This is a genomic window from Dysgonomonas sp. Marseille-Q5470, from assembly GCF_951230145.1.
GTDB lineage: Bacteria > Bacteroidota > Bacteroidia > Bacteroidales > Dysgonomonadaceae > Dysgonomonas.
Genome location: NZ_CATNVE010000008.1, coordinates 162,099 through 177,504 on the forward strand (window position 1 = coordinate 162,099; position 15,406 = coordinate 177,504).

Consider the following 15,406-nt stretch of genomic DNA (forward strand, 5'->3'; position numbering starts at 1 on the left):
AATTATTATGATCAAACTAGGTATAACCGGTGGCATAGGCAGTGGAAAGTCAACTGTCTCTCAGATATTTTCACTTAGTGGTGTACCTGTTTACATTGCTGATATAGAAAGTAAACGGTTAGTTGCCACATCTCCTACAATTCGAAAAAAACTAATCAATTTATTTGGTGAAGAACTATATAGTGGTGGAGTACTAAATAAACCATTGCTTGCTTCTCATATTTTTAATGATAAGAAAAAACTGGAAACAGTAAATGCAATTATTCACCCCGAAGTAGAACGTGATTTTATTGAATGGGTTAAAAAACATGCACAATGTGACATTGTAGCGCATGAAGCTGCGATCCTCTTTGAATCTGGATTTAACAAAATGATGGATAAGGTGTTAATGGTATATACACCTTTAGACATAAGAATCGAGCGAACAATGTTAAGAGACAACCTCCCTAAAGAAAAGGTGATGGAACGCATACAAAATCAGATGTCGGATGAAGAAAAAGCTAAACTTTCTGACTTTGTAATTGTTAATGATAACACAAAATCATTGATCGAACAGGTAACGAATATAATACAAGAACTTAAAACCTCAAAAAACTAGATGCAAATACAAGAATCATATCAGAAAATTTTTGCAGAAAACAAAAAATGGGTTGAGAATAAGAACAAAGAAAATCCAGATTTCTTTACCCATCTTGTAAAAGAGCAAAACCCTGACTATTTATATATAGGATGTTCGGATAGTCGTGTACATGCAAATGAAATAATGGGATTGCAACCGGGAGAAGTATTCGTTCATCGCAATATAGCCAATATGGTTGTAAATAATGATCTGAATGTATTGTCTGTTATTAACTATGCTGTAGAATATTTGAATGTAAAGTATATAATTGTTTGCGGCCACTATAATTGCGGCGGAATAAAAGCAGCTATGCAGCCGAGAGATTTAGGTATCCTGAATCCATGGTTAAGAAATGTACGAGATGTATATCGTTTACACGAAAAAGAGCTAGATGCTATTCCTGATATGAAAGACCGCTACAATCGCTTGGTAGAACTTAATGTATACGAACAGTGTCTGAATGTTATAAAAACAGCAGAAGTGCAAAAATCATATTTGGAATCAGGATATCCACGTGTAGCAGGTTGGGTGTATGATCTTAACGATGGCACTTTGATAGACCTGAACATTGACTTCAAGAAAGAACTTGATCACATTCGTAAAATATACGACCTAACGAAGGAAAAGTAAAATAAGACTATATTAAATAATGAAACATAGACATACATATATAGCTTTATGTTTGGGAATACTTACACTTGCTTTATTACAAGGTTGTAAACCTTCAACAAAAGCTGAAGACTCTAAAATACTGATGGTCACGATAGAACCGCAGAAGTATTTTTTAGAGGCTCTTGTCGGGAATCACTTTAAAGTAGAATGCATTATTTCTCCCGGAATGAATCCGGAAAGTGCAGACTTTACTCCTTCACAGATGATGAATCTTGACAAAAGTACAGCTTATTTCAAGGTGGGTTATCTTGGTATAGAGAACTCTCTGATAAATAAAGTTGCGGCAAGTAATCCTGCGTTTAAAGTAATTGATTGTTCGGATGGCATAGAATCAACATGTGAAGACCACAATCATCACGAAGGGCATGATCATAGTCATCATGGACATGTAGGAGGAGATCCACATACATGGAGTTCTGTCGTTTCTGCTAAAATCATTGCAGAAAACATGTACAAAGGGCTTATTGAAATAGACAGAGTAAATGAAGCTGATTACAAAGCAAATTACGATAAACTTCTCTCTGAAATAGATAAGACCGATAGTATAATAAAATCGTATCTGAAAAAAGTACCAAGCAAAGCTTTTATCATTTACCATCCTGCGCTTAGCTATTTTGCTCAAGAATATGGGCTGACACAGTATTCCATCGAGCATGAAGGAAAGAACCCTTCTCCGGCACAATTGAAAGAACTGATAGACAAAGCAAAAGCTGAAGGTATAAAAGTTGTCTTTATTCAAAAAGAATTTGACACAAAGAATGCAGAAACAGTAGCCCAAGCTATTGGCGGAAAAGCTATACCTATCAATCTGCTGTCTTATAATTGGAGTGAAGAAATGATTAAAATAGCTAGAGCTATGGCTTTAGAAGATTAATTGATGAGTAAAATTCTTGAGATAAAAGATCTTTCTGTAGGATACGACGGCAATCCTTATGTATTGAAGAATGTCAATCTGGACGTTACCAAGAATGACTTTCTTGGTATTATCGGCCCAAACGGAGGAGGTAAAACAACTCTTCTGAAAACTCTCATGGGGTTGGTCAAACCTACTTCGGGTAAAATATCTTTTTACAGGAATAATATAAAGGTTGATAAAATAAACATCGGTTATTTACCTCAGATCAACCAGATTGATAAAAAATTCCCAATATCTGTATATGATGTTATCTTGTCTGGATTAACCGTAAAAAAAGGACTTTTCTCTTCTTATACAAAGGAACAAAAAGAAAAGGTAAGCATCATTGCCGAAAAAATGGGGTTGCAACAGCTTATACACCGTTCGATAGGTGCGTTATCAGGGGGACAGTTGCAACGTACATTACTAGGAAGGGCAATTATCGATGACCCCGATTTGTTGGTTCTTGATGAGCCGAATTCCTATGTGGATAAACGTTTTGAAAGTAACTTCTACAAATTGCTAGAAGAGATAAATCTGGATACGGCTATCATACTGGTATCTCATGATGTTGGAACCGTTATTTCACTCGTGAAGAATATAGCATGCGTAAACGAAGGACTGCATTATCATTCAGGTACGAACATCTCGACCGACTGGCTTGAAAAATCATACAACTCGTGTCCTATTGAAATAATTGGACATGGAGATTTTCCTCACAGAGTTTTAGAGAAACATGAGGGTTGTGACTGTTGCAAAGAAGATTAGCAATTCATTATCTCTTTTTTTCAAAATGACTATAAATTGATATTACTCTATATCTGAGAACTAAACACATGCTTAGAACGTTAAATAGGTTATAAAACAATTATATTATGAAAAAGATATTTTTTGCATGCCTTGTTGCATTTACACTTGCAGCTTGCGGACCAGTTTACAATACACAACTAAAACAAGTAGAACTGGGGATGACACAACGAGAGATCGTCTCACTTATGGGTGATAAATATTCAGTTGTCGACCAAAGAAGTAATGGAGACCAGACTTTAGAATATGTAGATAAATTTAAAAACCACTGGTACTTTGTTTTTGTTAACGGACAGCTAAATAAATGGTATAAGGAAACAGAGAAATAAAATTATATCAGAATAAAGAAATAGGATGTATCAATGGTGCATCCTATTTTGATTATATATGGACATAGTTTATATAAAGAATGATAATGCATTTATTTCTCATGATTTAATCTTTCTTTAAAGTCACAGAATTCTGTTTCTCGAATAGCCCTGTATTTTATATCTTTTTTGTATATTTGCAGCCTAATTTGGGGTAGTATATTTACTTCAAATCGATACACCAAAAAGAAGATTTATTATAGAATGGATAAAATACGAAATTTTTGCATTATAGCTCATATTGATCATGGTAAAAGTACCCTTGCTGACAGGCTTTTAGAGTATACAAAGACTGTTGAAGGCAAAGACTTGCAAGCTCAGGTACTTGACAACATGGATCTGGAACGTGAGCGTGGCATCACGATAAAAAGCCATGCTATCCAGATGGAATATGTATATAAAGGCGAAAAATATATTCTTAATCTGATAGATACTCCCGGACACGTTGACTTTTCGTATGAAGTTTCGCGCTCTATAGCAGCATGTGAAGGCGCCTTGTTGATCGTAGATGCGGCACAAGGGATACAGGCACAAACAATATCAAACCTGTATATGGCAATCGAGCATGATCTTGAGATTATTCCTATTCTGAACAAAATAGACCTGCCAAGTGCTATGCCTGATGAAGTTGAAGATCAGATCATAGAACTGTTAGGTGTAAAAAAAGAAGATATAATACGAGCCAGTGGTAAAACAGGAGAAGGCGTTTATACCATACTGGATTCGATTATAGAACGAATACCGGAACCACAAGGAGACCCCGAAGCTCCATTGCAAGCACTTATTTTCGATTCAGTTTTTAACTCTTTCCGTGGTATCATTGCCTATTATAAAGTAGTGAATGGAACAATTAAGAAAGGTGATCTCGTAAAATTCTTTGCAACAGGTAAAGAATATGACGCTGATGAAGTAGGTGTGCTAAAACTGGATATGTCTCCGCGCAATGAAGTTAGATGTGGCGACGTTGGTTATATAATTTCAGGGATTAAAACTTCGAAAGAAGTAAAAGTTGGTGATACTATCACACATGTAAAAGGAGCGTGCGACAAGGCTATTGATGGCTTCGAAGAAGTAAAGCCAATGGTTTTTGCCGGAGTATATCCTATCGATAGCGAAGACTTTGAAGACCTACGCTCATCGTTAGAGAAACTTCAGTTGAATGATGCCTCTCTTACATTTCAGCCGGAATCATCTGTTGCTTTAGGATTTGGGTTCCGTTGCGGATTCTTAGGTCTTTTACATATGGAGATTATACAGGAACGCCTCGACCGGGAATTCAACATGGATGTGATCACAACTGTTCCGAACGTATCTTATATAGTTCACGACAAGAAAGGGAACACGAAAGAGGTTCACAATCCGGCAGGACTCCCCGACCCTACCCTGATAGATTATATAGAAGAACCTTATATACGTGCTTCAGTAATCACCAACACCACCTATATAGGGGCTATTATGACTTTATGTCTCGGCAAACGAGGTATCCTTATCAAACAAGAATATATATCAGGAGATCGTGTTGAGATTATATATGATATACCATTAGGTGAGATTGTTATCGACTTTTACGATAAGCTGAAAAGTATTTCGAAAGGATACGCTTCTTTCGATTATCATATGCATGACTATCGTGAATCGAAGCTTGTAAAACTTGACATACTATTAAATGGTGAATCTGTAGATGCCCTCTCTACACTTACGCATGTTGACAACGCCGTAAACTTCGGACGTCGCATGTGTGAAAAATTGAGAGAACTTATTCCCCGTCAACAATTTGATATAGCAATACAAGCTGCCATTGGTGCTAAAATTATCGCCCGTGAGACGATCAAGGCCGTACGTAAAGATGTTACGGCGAAATGTTATGGTGGTGATATCTCTCGTAAGCGTAAACTTCTCGAAAAACAAAAAGAAGGTAAAAAACGTATGAAGCAGGTAGGAAACGTAGAAGTTCCTCAAAAAGCCTTCTTAGCTGTATTGAAACTCGATTAAATTATCTTTATACAGACCATTAGAATTAGTTTAGATATAAAAAAGTGACATCTAGAAACAGTACAAAAACTGTTACTTTTGTTACTTTTTAATTGAAAACGATATTGACAATTGCTAAATCATGACATCTTTTGAAAAAATAGATATAAAAGATTTTACTCCCGATTCATTTGGGTTAAAAAACAAATGGATGCTCGTTACTGCATCTAAGCCCGATGGAACAGTGAATACAATGACTGCAAGTTGGGGTGGATACGGTGTGATGTGGAACAAAGAAGTAGTATTTGTTGTTATACGTCCTCAAAGATACACAAGGGAGTTTGTAGAAAGTACTGAATCTTTTTCTCTTACTTTCTTTGATAAAAAATACTTAAAGAACTTAAGTTATTTAGGTAAAGTATCGGGACGTGATGAAGATAAAATCTCAAAAGCCGGACTAAATATTGCTTTCGATAAGAATATACCATATTTTATGGAAGCGGAAACAGCTATTTTTGTCAAAAAGCTCTTTGTCCAGCGCATTCAAGAAGATGCTTTTTTAGAGAAAGACATCATCGAAAGATGGTATCCCGAAAAGGATTTTCATTACTTGTATATTGCAGAAGTAACAAATATCTTAAAGAGGAAATAAGGATGAATCGAGAAGAAGTCACTCTGACTAAGTTTGTGGTTGTTGGAATATCTGTCCGTACTACGAATCAGAATCATCAATCGCAAGAGGATATTGCAAAACTATGGGAAGTTTTTTTCCGTAATGCTTACATTCAGCAACTGATGCCGAATAAGGTATCTAATGATATCTATTGCATTTATACTGATTATGAGAGTGACTATACAGGAGAATACACGACTGTATTAGGTTATAAAGTTTCCAGTGTTGAAGGGATACCTACAAATTTGGGATTGACTTTCAAAGAAATACCGGAATCGAAATATTATAAGTACCTTTCGGAAGGTGAACTGCCTTATGCCATAGGTAAAACTTGGGCACATATTTGGCAGTCTAATATAAAAAGACGTTATTTAGCAGATTTCGACATCTATGGTGAGGAGTCGAAAGACCCTAAAAATGCTAAAATAACAACATATTTATCTATTTAAATAAATTTCACTTTACACAAAGAATGAGAAAATGGCGCATCGAAGACTCAGCTGAGTTGTATAACATCGCAGGCTGGGGTATTAATTACTTTTCTGTTAATGAGAAAGGTAACGTTGTTGTAACTCCGAGAAAAGACGGGGTGGCTGTTGATTTAAAAGAACTGATGGACGAATTGCAGCTTCGCGATGTGTCAGCTCCTGTTTTGATTCGTTTTCCGGATATCCTGGATAATCGTATCGAGAAAATTTCCACGTGCTTTAAACAGGCTGCCGAAGAATATGAATACAAAGGGCAAAACCATATAATATACCCTATCAAGGTGAATCAAATGCGCCCGGTGGTAGAAGAACTTATCAGCCATGGAAAAAAATTCAATATCGGATTGGAAGCCGGTTCTAAGCCGGAACTTCATGCCGTTATAGCAATCAACACCGATTCTGATTCGCTTATAATCTGTAATGGATATAAGGACGAAAGCTATATTGAGTTAGCCTTATTGGCTCAAAAAATGGGTAAGCATATATTCATTGTAGTTGAGAAACTTAATGAGATACCGCTAATAGCCAAAATAGCTAAAAGGCTAAAAATAACACCTAATATTGGTATCCGTATCAAGCTAGCTAGCTCGGGTAGTGGCAAATGGGAAGAATCAGGAGGCGATGGAAGCAAATTCGGTTTGAATTCGAGTGAGCTGTTAGAAGCTTTAGCATATCTTGAAAAAGCAAATATGCAGGATTCTTTACGTCTTATTCACTTCCATATTGGAAGCCAGATTACCAAAATTCGCCGGATAAAAACAGCTTTACGTGAAGCCGCTCAATTCTATGTGCAGCTTCATGCAATGGGTTTCAAAGTAGAGTTTGTTGATATTGGTGGAGGACTGGGTGTTGATTACGACGGTACACGTTCTTCTTATAACGAAAGTAGTGTAAACTACTCGATACAAGAGTATGTGAATGACTCTATCGCTACAATGGTAGATGCAGCTGATAAGAATGGTATTCCCCACCCTAATATTATAACAGAATCGGGGAGATCGCTTACGGCACATCACTCTATTCTGGTATTTGAAGTGTTGGAAACAGCTACTTTGCCGGAGTGGGACGAAGATAAAGAGTTGTCGGAAGATGACCATGAACTCGTTAAAGAGCTTTATCAAATATGGGACGATCTTAGCCAATCACGTATGTTAGAAGCTTGGCACGACGCACAACAGATTCGTGAAGAGGCTCTTGACTTATTTAGTTTGGGAATGTTAACATTGAAAACGAGAGCGCAGGTAGAGCGTCTCTACTTCTCTATTGCCCGTGAAATATTCCAAATTGCAGGCAGAGCAAAACATGCTCCTGAAGAGTTGAAACAATTATCAAAATTGTTACCGGATAAATATTTCTGTAATTTCTCTCTATTTCAGTCGTTGCCGGACTCTTGGGCTATTGACCAGATTTTCCCGATTATACCAATTCATAGATTGGACGAAAAGCCGGATAGAACAGCAACACTACAGGATGTAACTTGTGACTCTGACGGAAAGATAGATAACTTTATCTCTAACGGTAATCAGTCATCATACTTGCCGGTACATAGCATGAAGAAGAACGAATCATATTATCTCGGAGTATTCCTAGTGGGTGCTTATCAGGAGATATTGGGCGACCTTCATAACCTGTTTGGAGATACAAATGCGGTTCATATATCAGTTGATAAAGACGGATACAAGATAGAGCAAATGATAGACGGCGAAACCGTAGCAGAAGTATTAGACTATGCCCAATACAACGCAAAGAAGCTTGTTCGCACTGTTGAAACATGGGTTACTTCGAGTGTTAAACAAGGGACAATAACAGTAGAAGAAGGAAAAGAATTCCTATCAAACTATCGTTCAGGTCTTTATGGATACACTTACCTTGAATAATTAAAGTATAAGCATATATATTAAAATCCTCTTTACGCATTGCATAAAGAGGATTTTTTATTTAGGTTAATCACCTTATTTACTTCTTGATTGAATATTTTGTACGCCTATGAGGCTGTCGTAACGTTGTCCGGAAGGGCGATAGTAGACAAATATCTGATATTCATTTTCTGTTTCAAAATAATTACCTTCTATTGTTGCTGTTGAGTAACTGGCTCCCGGCTTAGTCAGATATTGATAATTATACAAACCTTGCTTTAAAAGCAGATCTATATAATATTGTCTGTGCTCTTCATCATATTTCATTCTGTATTTGTCGGTAAAGTTATTATCAGTAAAATTTCCATTAATAAAAATATCCTCACCTATCGGGTTGTCCATTGGTAGAGTAAATACCGTATTAAAGTAATCAGACTCTATCTCACTATCATTCGCATCGTTACTTCTAATATAAAATCTTCCATTTTGATCTTGATCATAACTATAAGATCTCCCAGCTCTGATTTTATCTGGAACGATGTACATCGTATAGTTAGGGCGATTATATTCTATGTGCTCTACATTCAACCCATTGTATCTATAGCTTGTCGTTTCAAATCGACGATATTCATTTCCAGCCTCAAATATCAGATTTCGATTGTGCTCATATATTAGTTTATCGGCACTAACGTAAGTAGGCTTTATTTGGTGCCTTTCAGTGTCGAGGCGATTGTTTTGCCAAGCAAAGATTTTCAATTCAGTAAAAGGGTCTCTTATATTAAAATTCTGATGCAATAGACTAAAAGACAACTGCTGATGCCCTTTATTTGTATCAATATCCGTATTAGATGTTATACTTGGAGCGATACTTACTTGTGAATCTACGACAGAGAAACAAGCAGTAAGTAAAACTTCGTCAGGAGTACCATCTTCGTAAACTTCAACAACATAATTTCCAGATAATTTAACATTCACATCATTATTAGGCATATTAATAGCAAAGTGGGTATATTCTACGGTTGTATTTAAAGAAGAGGCATAATCATCTATCGGGTTATCATTGAATCCACTTAGATAATCTATCTCGGATATGCCACTGCTTCTTTTCCAGTATGCATCGCAATGGATTATCCGATAACGTAAACGATTCATTGAGTCTTCAGAAATACGATCGAAACTGATATGTACATAATCATTGCCATTCAATGCTATGATGGGATATGAACTCCAATCGTTATTTTTATTTACCTGTACCGTATATATATCATCAGATATTGCCTGGGTATGATAGACTTGTGAAAAAGTATATATACTCGTTAGGTAAAAGATTATAGATAGCAATAGTTTATTATTATTCATTATTCTAAACTTAATTATTGCATAGTCTTTTTTCAAAAAGTGACAAAAGTAACAGGTAATTATCTATTTTTTTATGTCACTTTTGAGCTATAAAAGTAAACTACAATTCTATTATTAGATAATTTAAATTCTTAAAAATAATACTTGAGCAAGCGCTTAATATCGATCTTTCCAGAGCTTTTTGAGCCATTCCACTATTTTACTTTCAGATGCATTCTGCTGGGGTTTCCAAAATTGTCTCCCCTTTATCTCTTTAGGAACATAATCTTGTTGTACAAAATTATTTTCAAAGCTATGTGCATATTTGTACTCCTTTCCGTAATTCAATTCCTTCATCAACTTTGTAGGCGCATTACGCAAATGTAATGGTACAGGTAGATTTCCTGTTTCGTTGACTAAAGCGATGGCTTCATCTATCGACATGTATGCCGAATTACTCTTAGGAGATGTTGCCAAATATATAGTAGTTTCAGCCAGTACAATACGTCCTTCCGGCCAACCTATTTTATGTAACGTCTCGAAACAAGCATTTGCTAACAACAAGGCATTTGGATTTGCCAATCCAATATCTTCTGCAGCAGAAATAACAAGACGTCGTGCTATAAATTTCGGATCTTCACCTCCGGCCACCATCCGTGCCAACCAATAAATAGCAGCATCGGGATCGCTCCCTCGTATCGACTTTATAAAAGCAGAAATAATGTCATAATGCATTTCCCCTCCTTTATCGTATGCTGCCGGATTTTCTTGCAAGCGTTCTGTTACCAGTTTATCGGTTATTGTGATCTTATCGCTTACTTCGGAAGAGATTACTAAATCAAGTATATTCAATAATTTACGGGCATCGCCTCCTGAAAAACGCAATATCGCATCGGTTTCTTTAAGTTCGATATCCCGATCTTTAAGTATTATATCCTGCGTTAAAGCCCTATGAGCCAGCTCTTCCAAATCTTCTTTACCTAACGATTGCAAGACATAAACCTGACAACGTGACAACAACGGGCGAATAACTTCGAACGAAGGGTTTTCTGTAGTAGCACCGATCAATGTTATTACCCCTGTTTCTACAGCACCGAGTAATGAGTCTTGCTGTGATTTAGAAAAACGATGAATTTCATCAATAAATAAAATTGGGCTTTTGGTATTAAAAAACTGATTTTTTTTAGCCAATTCAATTACTTCACGAACATCTTTTACACCGGAGTTTATAGCACTAAGAGTATAAAAAGGCGTATCAAGTGTATTCGCTATTATCTGAGCCAATGTAGTTTTACCCACTCCGGGAGGACCCCATAGTAAAAATGAAGGGACTCTACCCGATTCTATCATCTTTCGAAGAATAGCACCCTCTCCTACTAAATGTTTTTGTCCTATATACTCTTCGAGATTACGCGGACGTAACCGCTCTGCTAAAGGTTGGCTCATTGATATATATGTTTAAGCTCTAAATATCTTCAAATCTACAAAAAGTTTGATTTAATAACAAGCCGGATTGCTATCCAACGGAACAGAAATGTATTAAAGCTTGATTAAGTTATTATTAAATATTTTCTTATTTGTGTCTTGATATATTATACTTATATATAGTTTATAGTAGTCACTAAAATATATATAAAACAGAAAAAAAGACAAATAAACACCTATAAATAAAAAACATTAAATAGATCTAATAGAATCACCATCAATTCTGACAAATCGTCATATTTTATTTTTTTTATTGTCATCCTATATTTTGGCATAGCTTTTGAACAAAGGCTAATGTCATTGAAATATGAATTGAAAGAAATAATAATAGAAATTAATTAGAAACAATATAATAATATAATAAGATGGGAAAAATAATAGGAATTGACTTAGGTACCACAAACTCTTGTGTTGCCGTGTTGGAAGGTAACGAACCTATCGTTATCACAAACAACGAAGGAAAAAGAACAACACCTTCTGTTGTTGCTTTTATTGAGGGAAATGAACGTAAAATTGGTGATCCTGCAAAACGTCAGGCTATCACAAATCCGGAAAAAACAATATACTCCATAAAAAGATTTATGGGAGAAACATGGGATCAAGTTCAAACCGAAGTAACCCGTGTACCTTATAAAGTAGTGAAAGGAGATAATAATACACCACGTATAGACATTGACGGACGTCTTTATACTCCTCAGGAAATTTCGGCGATGATCCTTCAAAAGATGAAAAAGACAGCTGAAGACTATCTTGGACAAGAAGTAACAGACGCAGTTATTACTGTACCTGCATACTTTAGCGACTCGCAACGTCAGGCAACAAAAGAAGCCGGAGAAATTGCAGGTCTTAAAGTTCAACGTATCGTTAATGAGCCTACAGCTGCTGCACTTGCTTATGGTCTTGACAAGGCTCATAAGGACATGAAAATTGCAGTATTCGACCTTGGTGGTGGGACATTTGATATCTCTATCCTAGAATTAGGAGACGGTGTATTTGAAGTTAAGTCAACCAATGGGGATACTCACCTTGGTGGTGATGATTTCGACCAGGTAATTATCAATTGGCTGGCTGAAGAATTCATGAATGAAGAAGGCTTAGATCTACGTAAAGATCCAATGGCTTTACAGCGTTTGAAAGAAGCTGCTGAAAAAGCGAAAATAGAGCTATCAAGCACAACTTCTACTGAAATTAACTTACCATACATTATGCCGGTTAATGGTATTCCAAAACACTTGGTAAAAAATCTAACTCGTGCTAAATTTGAGCAATTGGCAGACTCACTTATCCGTAAGTGTATCGAACCATGTCGTCAATCGTTGAAAGATGCAGGATATTCTCCATCCGATATAGATGAAGTGATCTTAGTCGGAGGTTCTACACGTATACCTGCTGTACAAGCAGAAGTTGAGAAGTTCTTCGGAAAGACACCATCGAAAGGTGTAAACCCTGATGAAGTTGTTGCTGTAGGTGCTGCTATACAAGGTGCTGTATTAACAGGTGAAGTAAAAGATGTATTGTTGCTTGATGTTACTCCGCTTTCTCTTGGTATAGAAACAATGGGAAATGTGATGACTAAGCTAATTGAGGCTAATACAACTATTCCTACGAAAAAGAGCGAAACATTCTCTACCGCTGCCGACAATCAACCGTCTGTACAGATTGTTGTACTTCAAGGAGAACGTCCAATGGCGAGGGATAATAAACAAATAGGAGTCTTCAACTTAGACGGTATATTACCTGCACGTCGTGGTGAGCCTCAAATTGAAGTTACATTTGATATTGATGCCAATGGTATTCTTAGTGTATCGGCAAAAGATAAAAAGACAGGCAAAGAACAATCTATTCGTATAGAGGCTTCATCGGGTCTTACTGACGCAGAAATCCAACGAATGAAGGACGAAGCAGCAGCTAATGCAGAAGCAGATAAGAAAGAAAAAGAAAAGATAGACAAGTTGAATCAGGCAGATTCAGTTATTTTCCAAACAGAAAATCAATTGAAAGATCTTGGAGATAAAATTCCAGCCGATCAGAAAGCTTCTATCGAAGGTGCTTTAAATAAGCTAAGAGATGCTCACAAAGCTCAAGATATTCCGGCTGTTGATTCTGCTATGGATGAATTAACTAAATTAATGCAGGAGTTGAGCCAAAATATATACAATCAGCAACAAGCAGGTGCTAATCCGGGACAAGAAGCCGGAGGTAATACTGGTAGCCAATCTAATGGAGGCGACAATAATGTAACTGATGTAGATTTTGAAGAAGTGAAATAAGCAAATAGAAACAGATAGCTATATTTATTAAAAAGCTCATTATCCTATATTAGGTATAATGAGCTTTTTTGTATTGTATATAGAGTCCTTTTATTCATTAAATTTTGCTCCACAACTCAGAAAATAAAGCTAAAGAAGATTCTATTCGAACCATTGAGCTTCTTATATCTTGATGGTCGTATTGGCATTCTTCCAAATTGGAAAGAAGCTCTAAAAACATTTTAGGTTGAATACCACCCCATTCATGAAAATAATTTAACAATTCTTCTTTTTTTTCTGAAGATATAGAATGAATGAAAACAAAGCACACACGAGCAAAAGCAGAAAATACATTGGCTATTTCTATAGGTTGATAAAAACGTCCTCTATTAGTATAGTTAAAACGAATCTCTGCAATATAAATGAGTATCTTTTCGGATAGAAATATCATATTATTTGTTAGATCAGAATCACTGTCTTTATCTTGTATTTTTTGAATAATACTTTGAGATGAAATTTCGATCTCATTAAGGTGTTTTCCAAATAGTTCATAATATTTTTCGAGATCAGGATGGCTGCTCATCATTACGCTTGGAGGAATATAGTTCGAATCTATATCGTAATTATTATCTTCTTTAATAATCCGTCCTAAAATAAGATTATATATACCGAATTCTTCTTCCGGAATTTGTCCTATTGGTTGTATAGACAAATGATAGGTTTGTTTATAATTAGATGATGTTTCTTGAGTGTTTACAATACCTTGACACTTATTATAAAATGGTTCTACAACTAAAACAATATTCCAATGTTTATTATCTTCAATCTCTTGACTAAAATCATATTCTAGTCGCACAAAGTCAGAATGATTAATAGGCTTTATATCTATACGCCCACCTCTAGAGATAATAGCATTACATTGTTTCAACTCTATTTCTATTTTATCTCTATTTTTTTCTTTGATTTCCAGATCACATGATGATTTTTCACCTTTGCAAGGAGGCAATAAACCATAGCTGAAATTAGTAAATCTCACACTATTAAAATCACGAATCGCATCTGCATAATTACCCTCTGTTTGTTGCAAATGAGTTATTGATATCTTATTACCACCTACCAAATTTCCCATTCTCTTCTTTATAGGATTAAGCATATTGTTACCCTTTATTGTTGTTTGTTTATGATCAAATATAAGTATAGTTCTCCTGTACTTTTCTAATTCGTTTGTATCGGTCTTATTATAATCTTGTAAAAGTCTCTGAAATCATATACAATATATTATACTTCTTTGCTTGATTTTCTGCCTGCTTTATTCAATGATATATCCTAATATATTCAGAAATAGCAAAATATATAATATTTTTATTTTATGTCTCAATTATAATTAGGTGGTATATCCTCCTAAAAAGATAATTAATACATTATCTGTTCAATAAAATGATCAATAAATCCTCTTTTCTGAACAATTTTTTCAATATCAAACATATGCATAAAATTCATTGGAGCTTAATATAGCTTCATTAGTTTGCGTTATAAAACTTTTAATAGTTTGATTATTGCATATTTATGATAATGCAGAGCGTGCAAAGTTAGAAAAAAATATGAGAATTTATCTTTTAATTATTTGAAACTATATTAAGGTTTCTAAAAAAGGTAAAATAGAGGATGTAACATAAGAATAATTTAAAGATGAATATATTAGTATTTATTTCCATCATCTAAATAAAGGATCTCATTGGCTTATGAGATCCTTCTTCTGTGTATGTATTCGCATCTTTCTATTATCATTATCCTTTGTATACTTGGATTGTATAAATAGCAAAAGTCCGCATACATCTAATTGCATACGGACTTTGCGTTTAAAACGGCGGTAACCTACTCTCCCACTTTTACGCAGTACCATCGGCACGACCGGGCTTAACTTCTCTGTTCGGAATGGGAAGAGGTGGAGCCCCGGTGTTATAACCACCTGAATATCGTTACGG

Annotated in this window: 13 protein-coding genes and 1 rRNA gene; 10 read left to right on the forward strand and 4 right to left on the reverse strand. The window is 35.5% G+C overall.

Annotated elements, in window-relative coordinates; genetic code table 11:
- Positions 1–7: 7 nt before the first annotated feature.
- The 9 genes from coaE (at position 8) to speA (ending at position 8,370) form a co-directional block, all read left to right on the forward strand.
- Positions 8–598, forward strand: a complete 591-nt coding sequence (gene coaE, locus QOX35_RS13190; RefSeq protein ID WP_283687330.1) for a dephospho-CoA kinase — start codon at positions 8–10, stop codon at positions 596–598.
- On the forward strand, positions 599–1,249 hold the full coding sequence (locus tag QOX35_RS13195) for a carbonic anhydrase (RefSeq protein ID WP_283687331.1): 651 nt from the start codon (positions 599–601) through the stop codon (positions 1,247–1,249).
- A 19-nt stretch (positions 1,250–1,268) separates the two neighbouring features.
- Positions 1,269–2,165: a metal ABC transporter solute-binding protein, Zn/Mn family gene (locus QOX35_RS13200; protein WP_283687333.1), complete on the forward strand. Its 897-nt coding sequence runs from the start codon at positions 1,269–1,271 to the stop codon at positions 2,163–2,165.
- A gap of 3 nt (positions 2,166–2,168) precedes the next feature.
- Positions 2,169–2,954: a metal ABC transporter ATP-binding protein gene (locus QOX35_RS13205; RefSeq protein ID WP_283687335.1), complete on the forward strand. Its 786-nt coding sequence runs from the start codon at positions 2,169–2,171 to the stop codon at positions 2,952–2,954.
- Positions 2,955–3,061: 107 nt separating this feature from the next.
- Positions 3,062–3,322: a hypothetical protein gene (locus tag QOX35_RS13210; RefSeq protein WP_135106431.1), complete on the forward strand. Its 261-nt coding sequence runs from the start codon at positions 3,062–3,064 to the stop codon at positions 3,320–3,322.
- 243 nt (positions 3,323–3,565) lie between these two features.
- A complete protein-coding gene (gene lepA / locus QOX35_RS13215) occupies positions 3,566–5,353 on the forward strand; it encodes a translation elongation factor 4 (RefSeq protein ID WP_283687338.1) in 1,788 nt (595 codons plus the stop codon).
- A gap of 121 nt (positions 5,354–5,474) precedes the next feature.
- Positions 5,475–5,984 carry a flavin reductase gene (locus tag QOX35_RS13220; protein WP_283687339.1) on the forward strand — a complete coding sequence of 170 codons (510 nt, stop codon included), beginning with the start codon at positions 5,475–5,477 and terminating at the stop codon, positions 5,982–5,984.
- 2 nt (positions 5,985–5,986) lie between these two features.
- On the forward strand, positions 5,987–6,454 hold the full coding sequence (locus QOX35_RS13225; RefSeq protein ID WP_135106436.1) for a GyrI-like domain-containing protein: 468 nt from the start codon (positions 5,987–5,989) through the stop codon (positions 6,452–6,454).
- Between the two features lie 23 nt (positions 6,455–6,477).
- Entirely contained in the window at positions 6,478–8,370 is a 1,893-nt protein-coding gene (speA, locus tag QOX35_RS13230) for a biosynthetic arginine decarboxylase (protein ID WP_135106438.1), read from the forward strand.
- Positions 8,371–8,445: 75 nt separating this feature from the next.
- On the opposite strand, the gene QOX35_RS13235 is transcribed toward speA, so the two are convergent.
- Together QOX35_RS13235 and QOX35_RS13240 are read right to left on the reverse strand one after the other, a co-directional pair.
- Positions 8,446–9,708 carry a type IX secretion system plug protein gene (locus tag QOX35_RS13235; RefSeq protein WP_283687340.1) on the reverse strand — a complete coding sequence of 421 codons (1,263 nt, stop codon included), beginning with the start codon at positions 9,706–9,708 and terminating at the stop codon, positions 8,446–8,448.
- Positions 9,709–9,864: 156 nt separating this feature from the next.
- Positions 9,865–11,133 carry a replication-associated recombination protein A gene (locus QOX35_RS13240; RefSeq protein WP_283687341.1) on the reverse strand — a complete coding sequence of 423 codons (1,269 nt, stop codon included), beginning with the start codon at positions 11,131–11,133 and terminating at the stop codon, positions 9,865–9,867.
- 404 nt (positions 11,134–11,537) lie between these two features.
- On the opposite strand from QOX35_RS13240, the gene dnaK reads away from it, so the two are divergent.
- Entirely contained in the window at positions 11,538–13,442 is a 1,905-nt protein-coding gene (gene dnaK, locus QOX35_RS13245; RefSeq protein ID WP_252637303.1) for a molecular chaperone DnaK, read from the forward strand.
- A 97-nt stretch (positions 13,443–13,539) separates the two neighbouring features.
- On the opposite strand, the gene QOX35_RS13250 is transcribed toward dnaK, so the two are convergent.
- Entirely contained in the window at positions 13,540–14,574 is a 1,035-nt protein-coding gene (locus QOX35_RS13250) for a hypothetical protein (protein ID WP_283687344.1), read from the reverse strand.
- A gap of 709 nt (positions 14,575–15,283) precedes the next feature.
- A 5S ribosomal RNA gene (rrf, locus tag QOX35_RS13255) occupies positions 15,284–15,394 on the reverse strand.
- Positions 15,395–15,406 lie beyond the last annotated feature (12 nt).

Bases quoted from the DNA above. Each gene is read 5' to 3' on its own strand.
- QOX35_RS13210 (WP_135106431.1), top strand. From the start codon at position 3,062: ATGAAAAAGATATTTTTTGCATGCCTTGTTGCATTTACACTTGCAGCT.
- QOX35_RS13250 (WP_283687344.1), bottom strand. From the start codon at position 14,574: ATGCTTAATCCTATAAAGAAGAGAATGGGAAATTTGGTAGGTGGTAAT.
- QOX35_RS13225 (WP_135106436.1), top strand. From the start codon at position 5,987: ATGAATCGAGAAGAAGTCACTCTGACTAAGTTTGTGGTTGTTGGAATA.
- speA (WP_135106438.1), top strand. From the start codon at position 6,478: ATGAGAAAATGGCGCATCGAAGACTCAGCTGAGTTGTATAACATCGCA.
- coaE (WP_283687330.1), top strand. From the start codon at position 8: ATGATCAAACTAGGTATAACCGGTGGCATAGGCAGTGGAAAGTCAACT.
- lepA (WP_283687338.1), top strand. From the start codon at position 3,566: ATGGATAAAATACGAAATTTTTGCATTATAGCTCATATTGATCATGGT.
- dnaK (WP_252637303.1), top strand. From the start codon at position 11,538: ATGGGAAAAATAATAGGAATTGACTTAGGTACCACAAACTCTTGTGTT.
- QOX35_RS13220 (WP_283687339.1), top strand. From the start codon at position 5,475: ATGACATCTTTTGAAAAAATAGATATAAAAGATTTTACTCCCGATTCA.
- QOX35_RS13235 (WP_283687340.1), bottom strand. From the start codon at position 9,708: ATGAATAATAATAAACTATTGCTATCTATAATCTTTTACCTAACGAGT.
- QOX35_RS13205 (WP_283687335.1), top strand. From the start codon at position 2,169: ATGAGTAAAATTCTTGAGATAAAAGATCTTTCTGTAGGATACGACGGC.
- QOX35_RS13195 (WP_283687331.1), top strand. From the start codon at position 599: ATGCAAATACAAGAATCATATCAGAAAATTTTTGCAGAAAACAAAAAA.
- QOX35_RS13240 (WP_283687341.1), bottom strand. From the start codon at position 11,133: ATGAGCCAACCTTTAGCAGAGCGGTTACGTCCGCGTAATCTCGAAGAG.
- QOX35_RS13200 (WP_283687333.1), top strand. From the start codon at position 1,269: ATGAAACATAGACATACATATATAGCTTTATGTTTGGGAATACTTACA.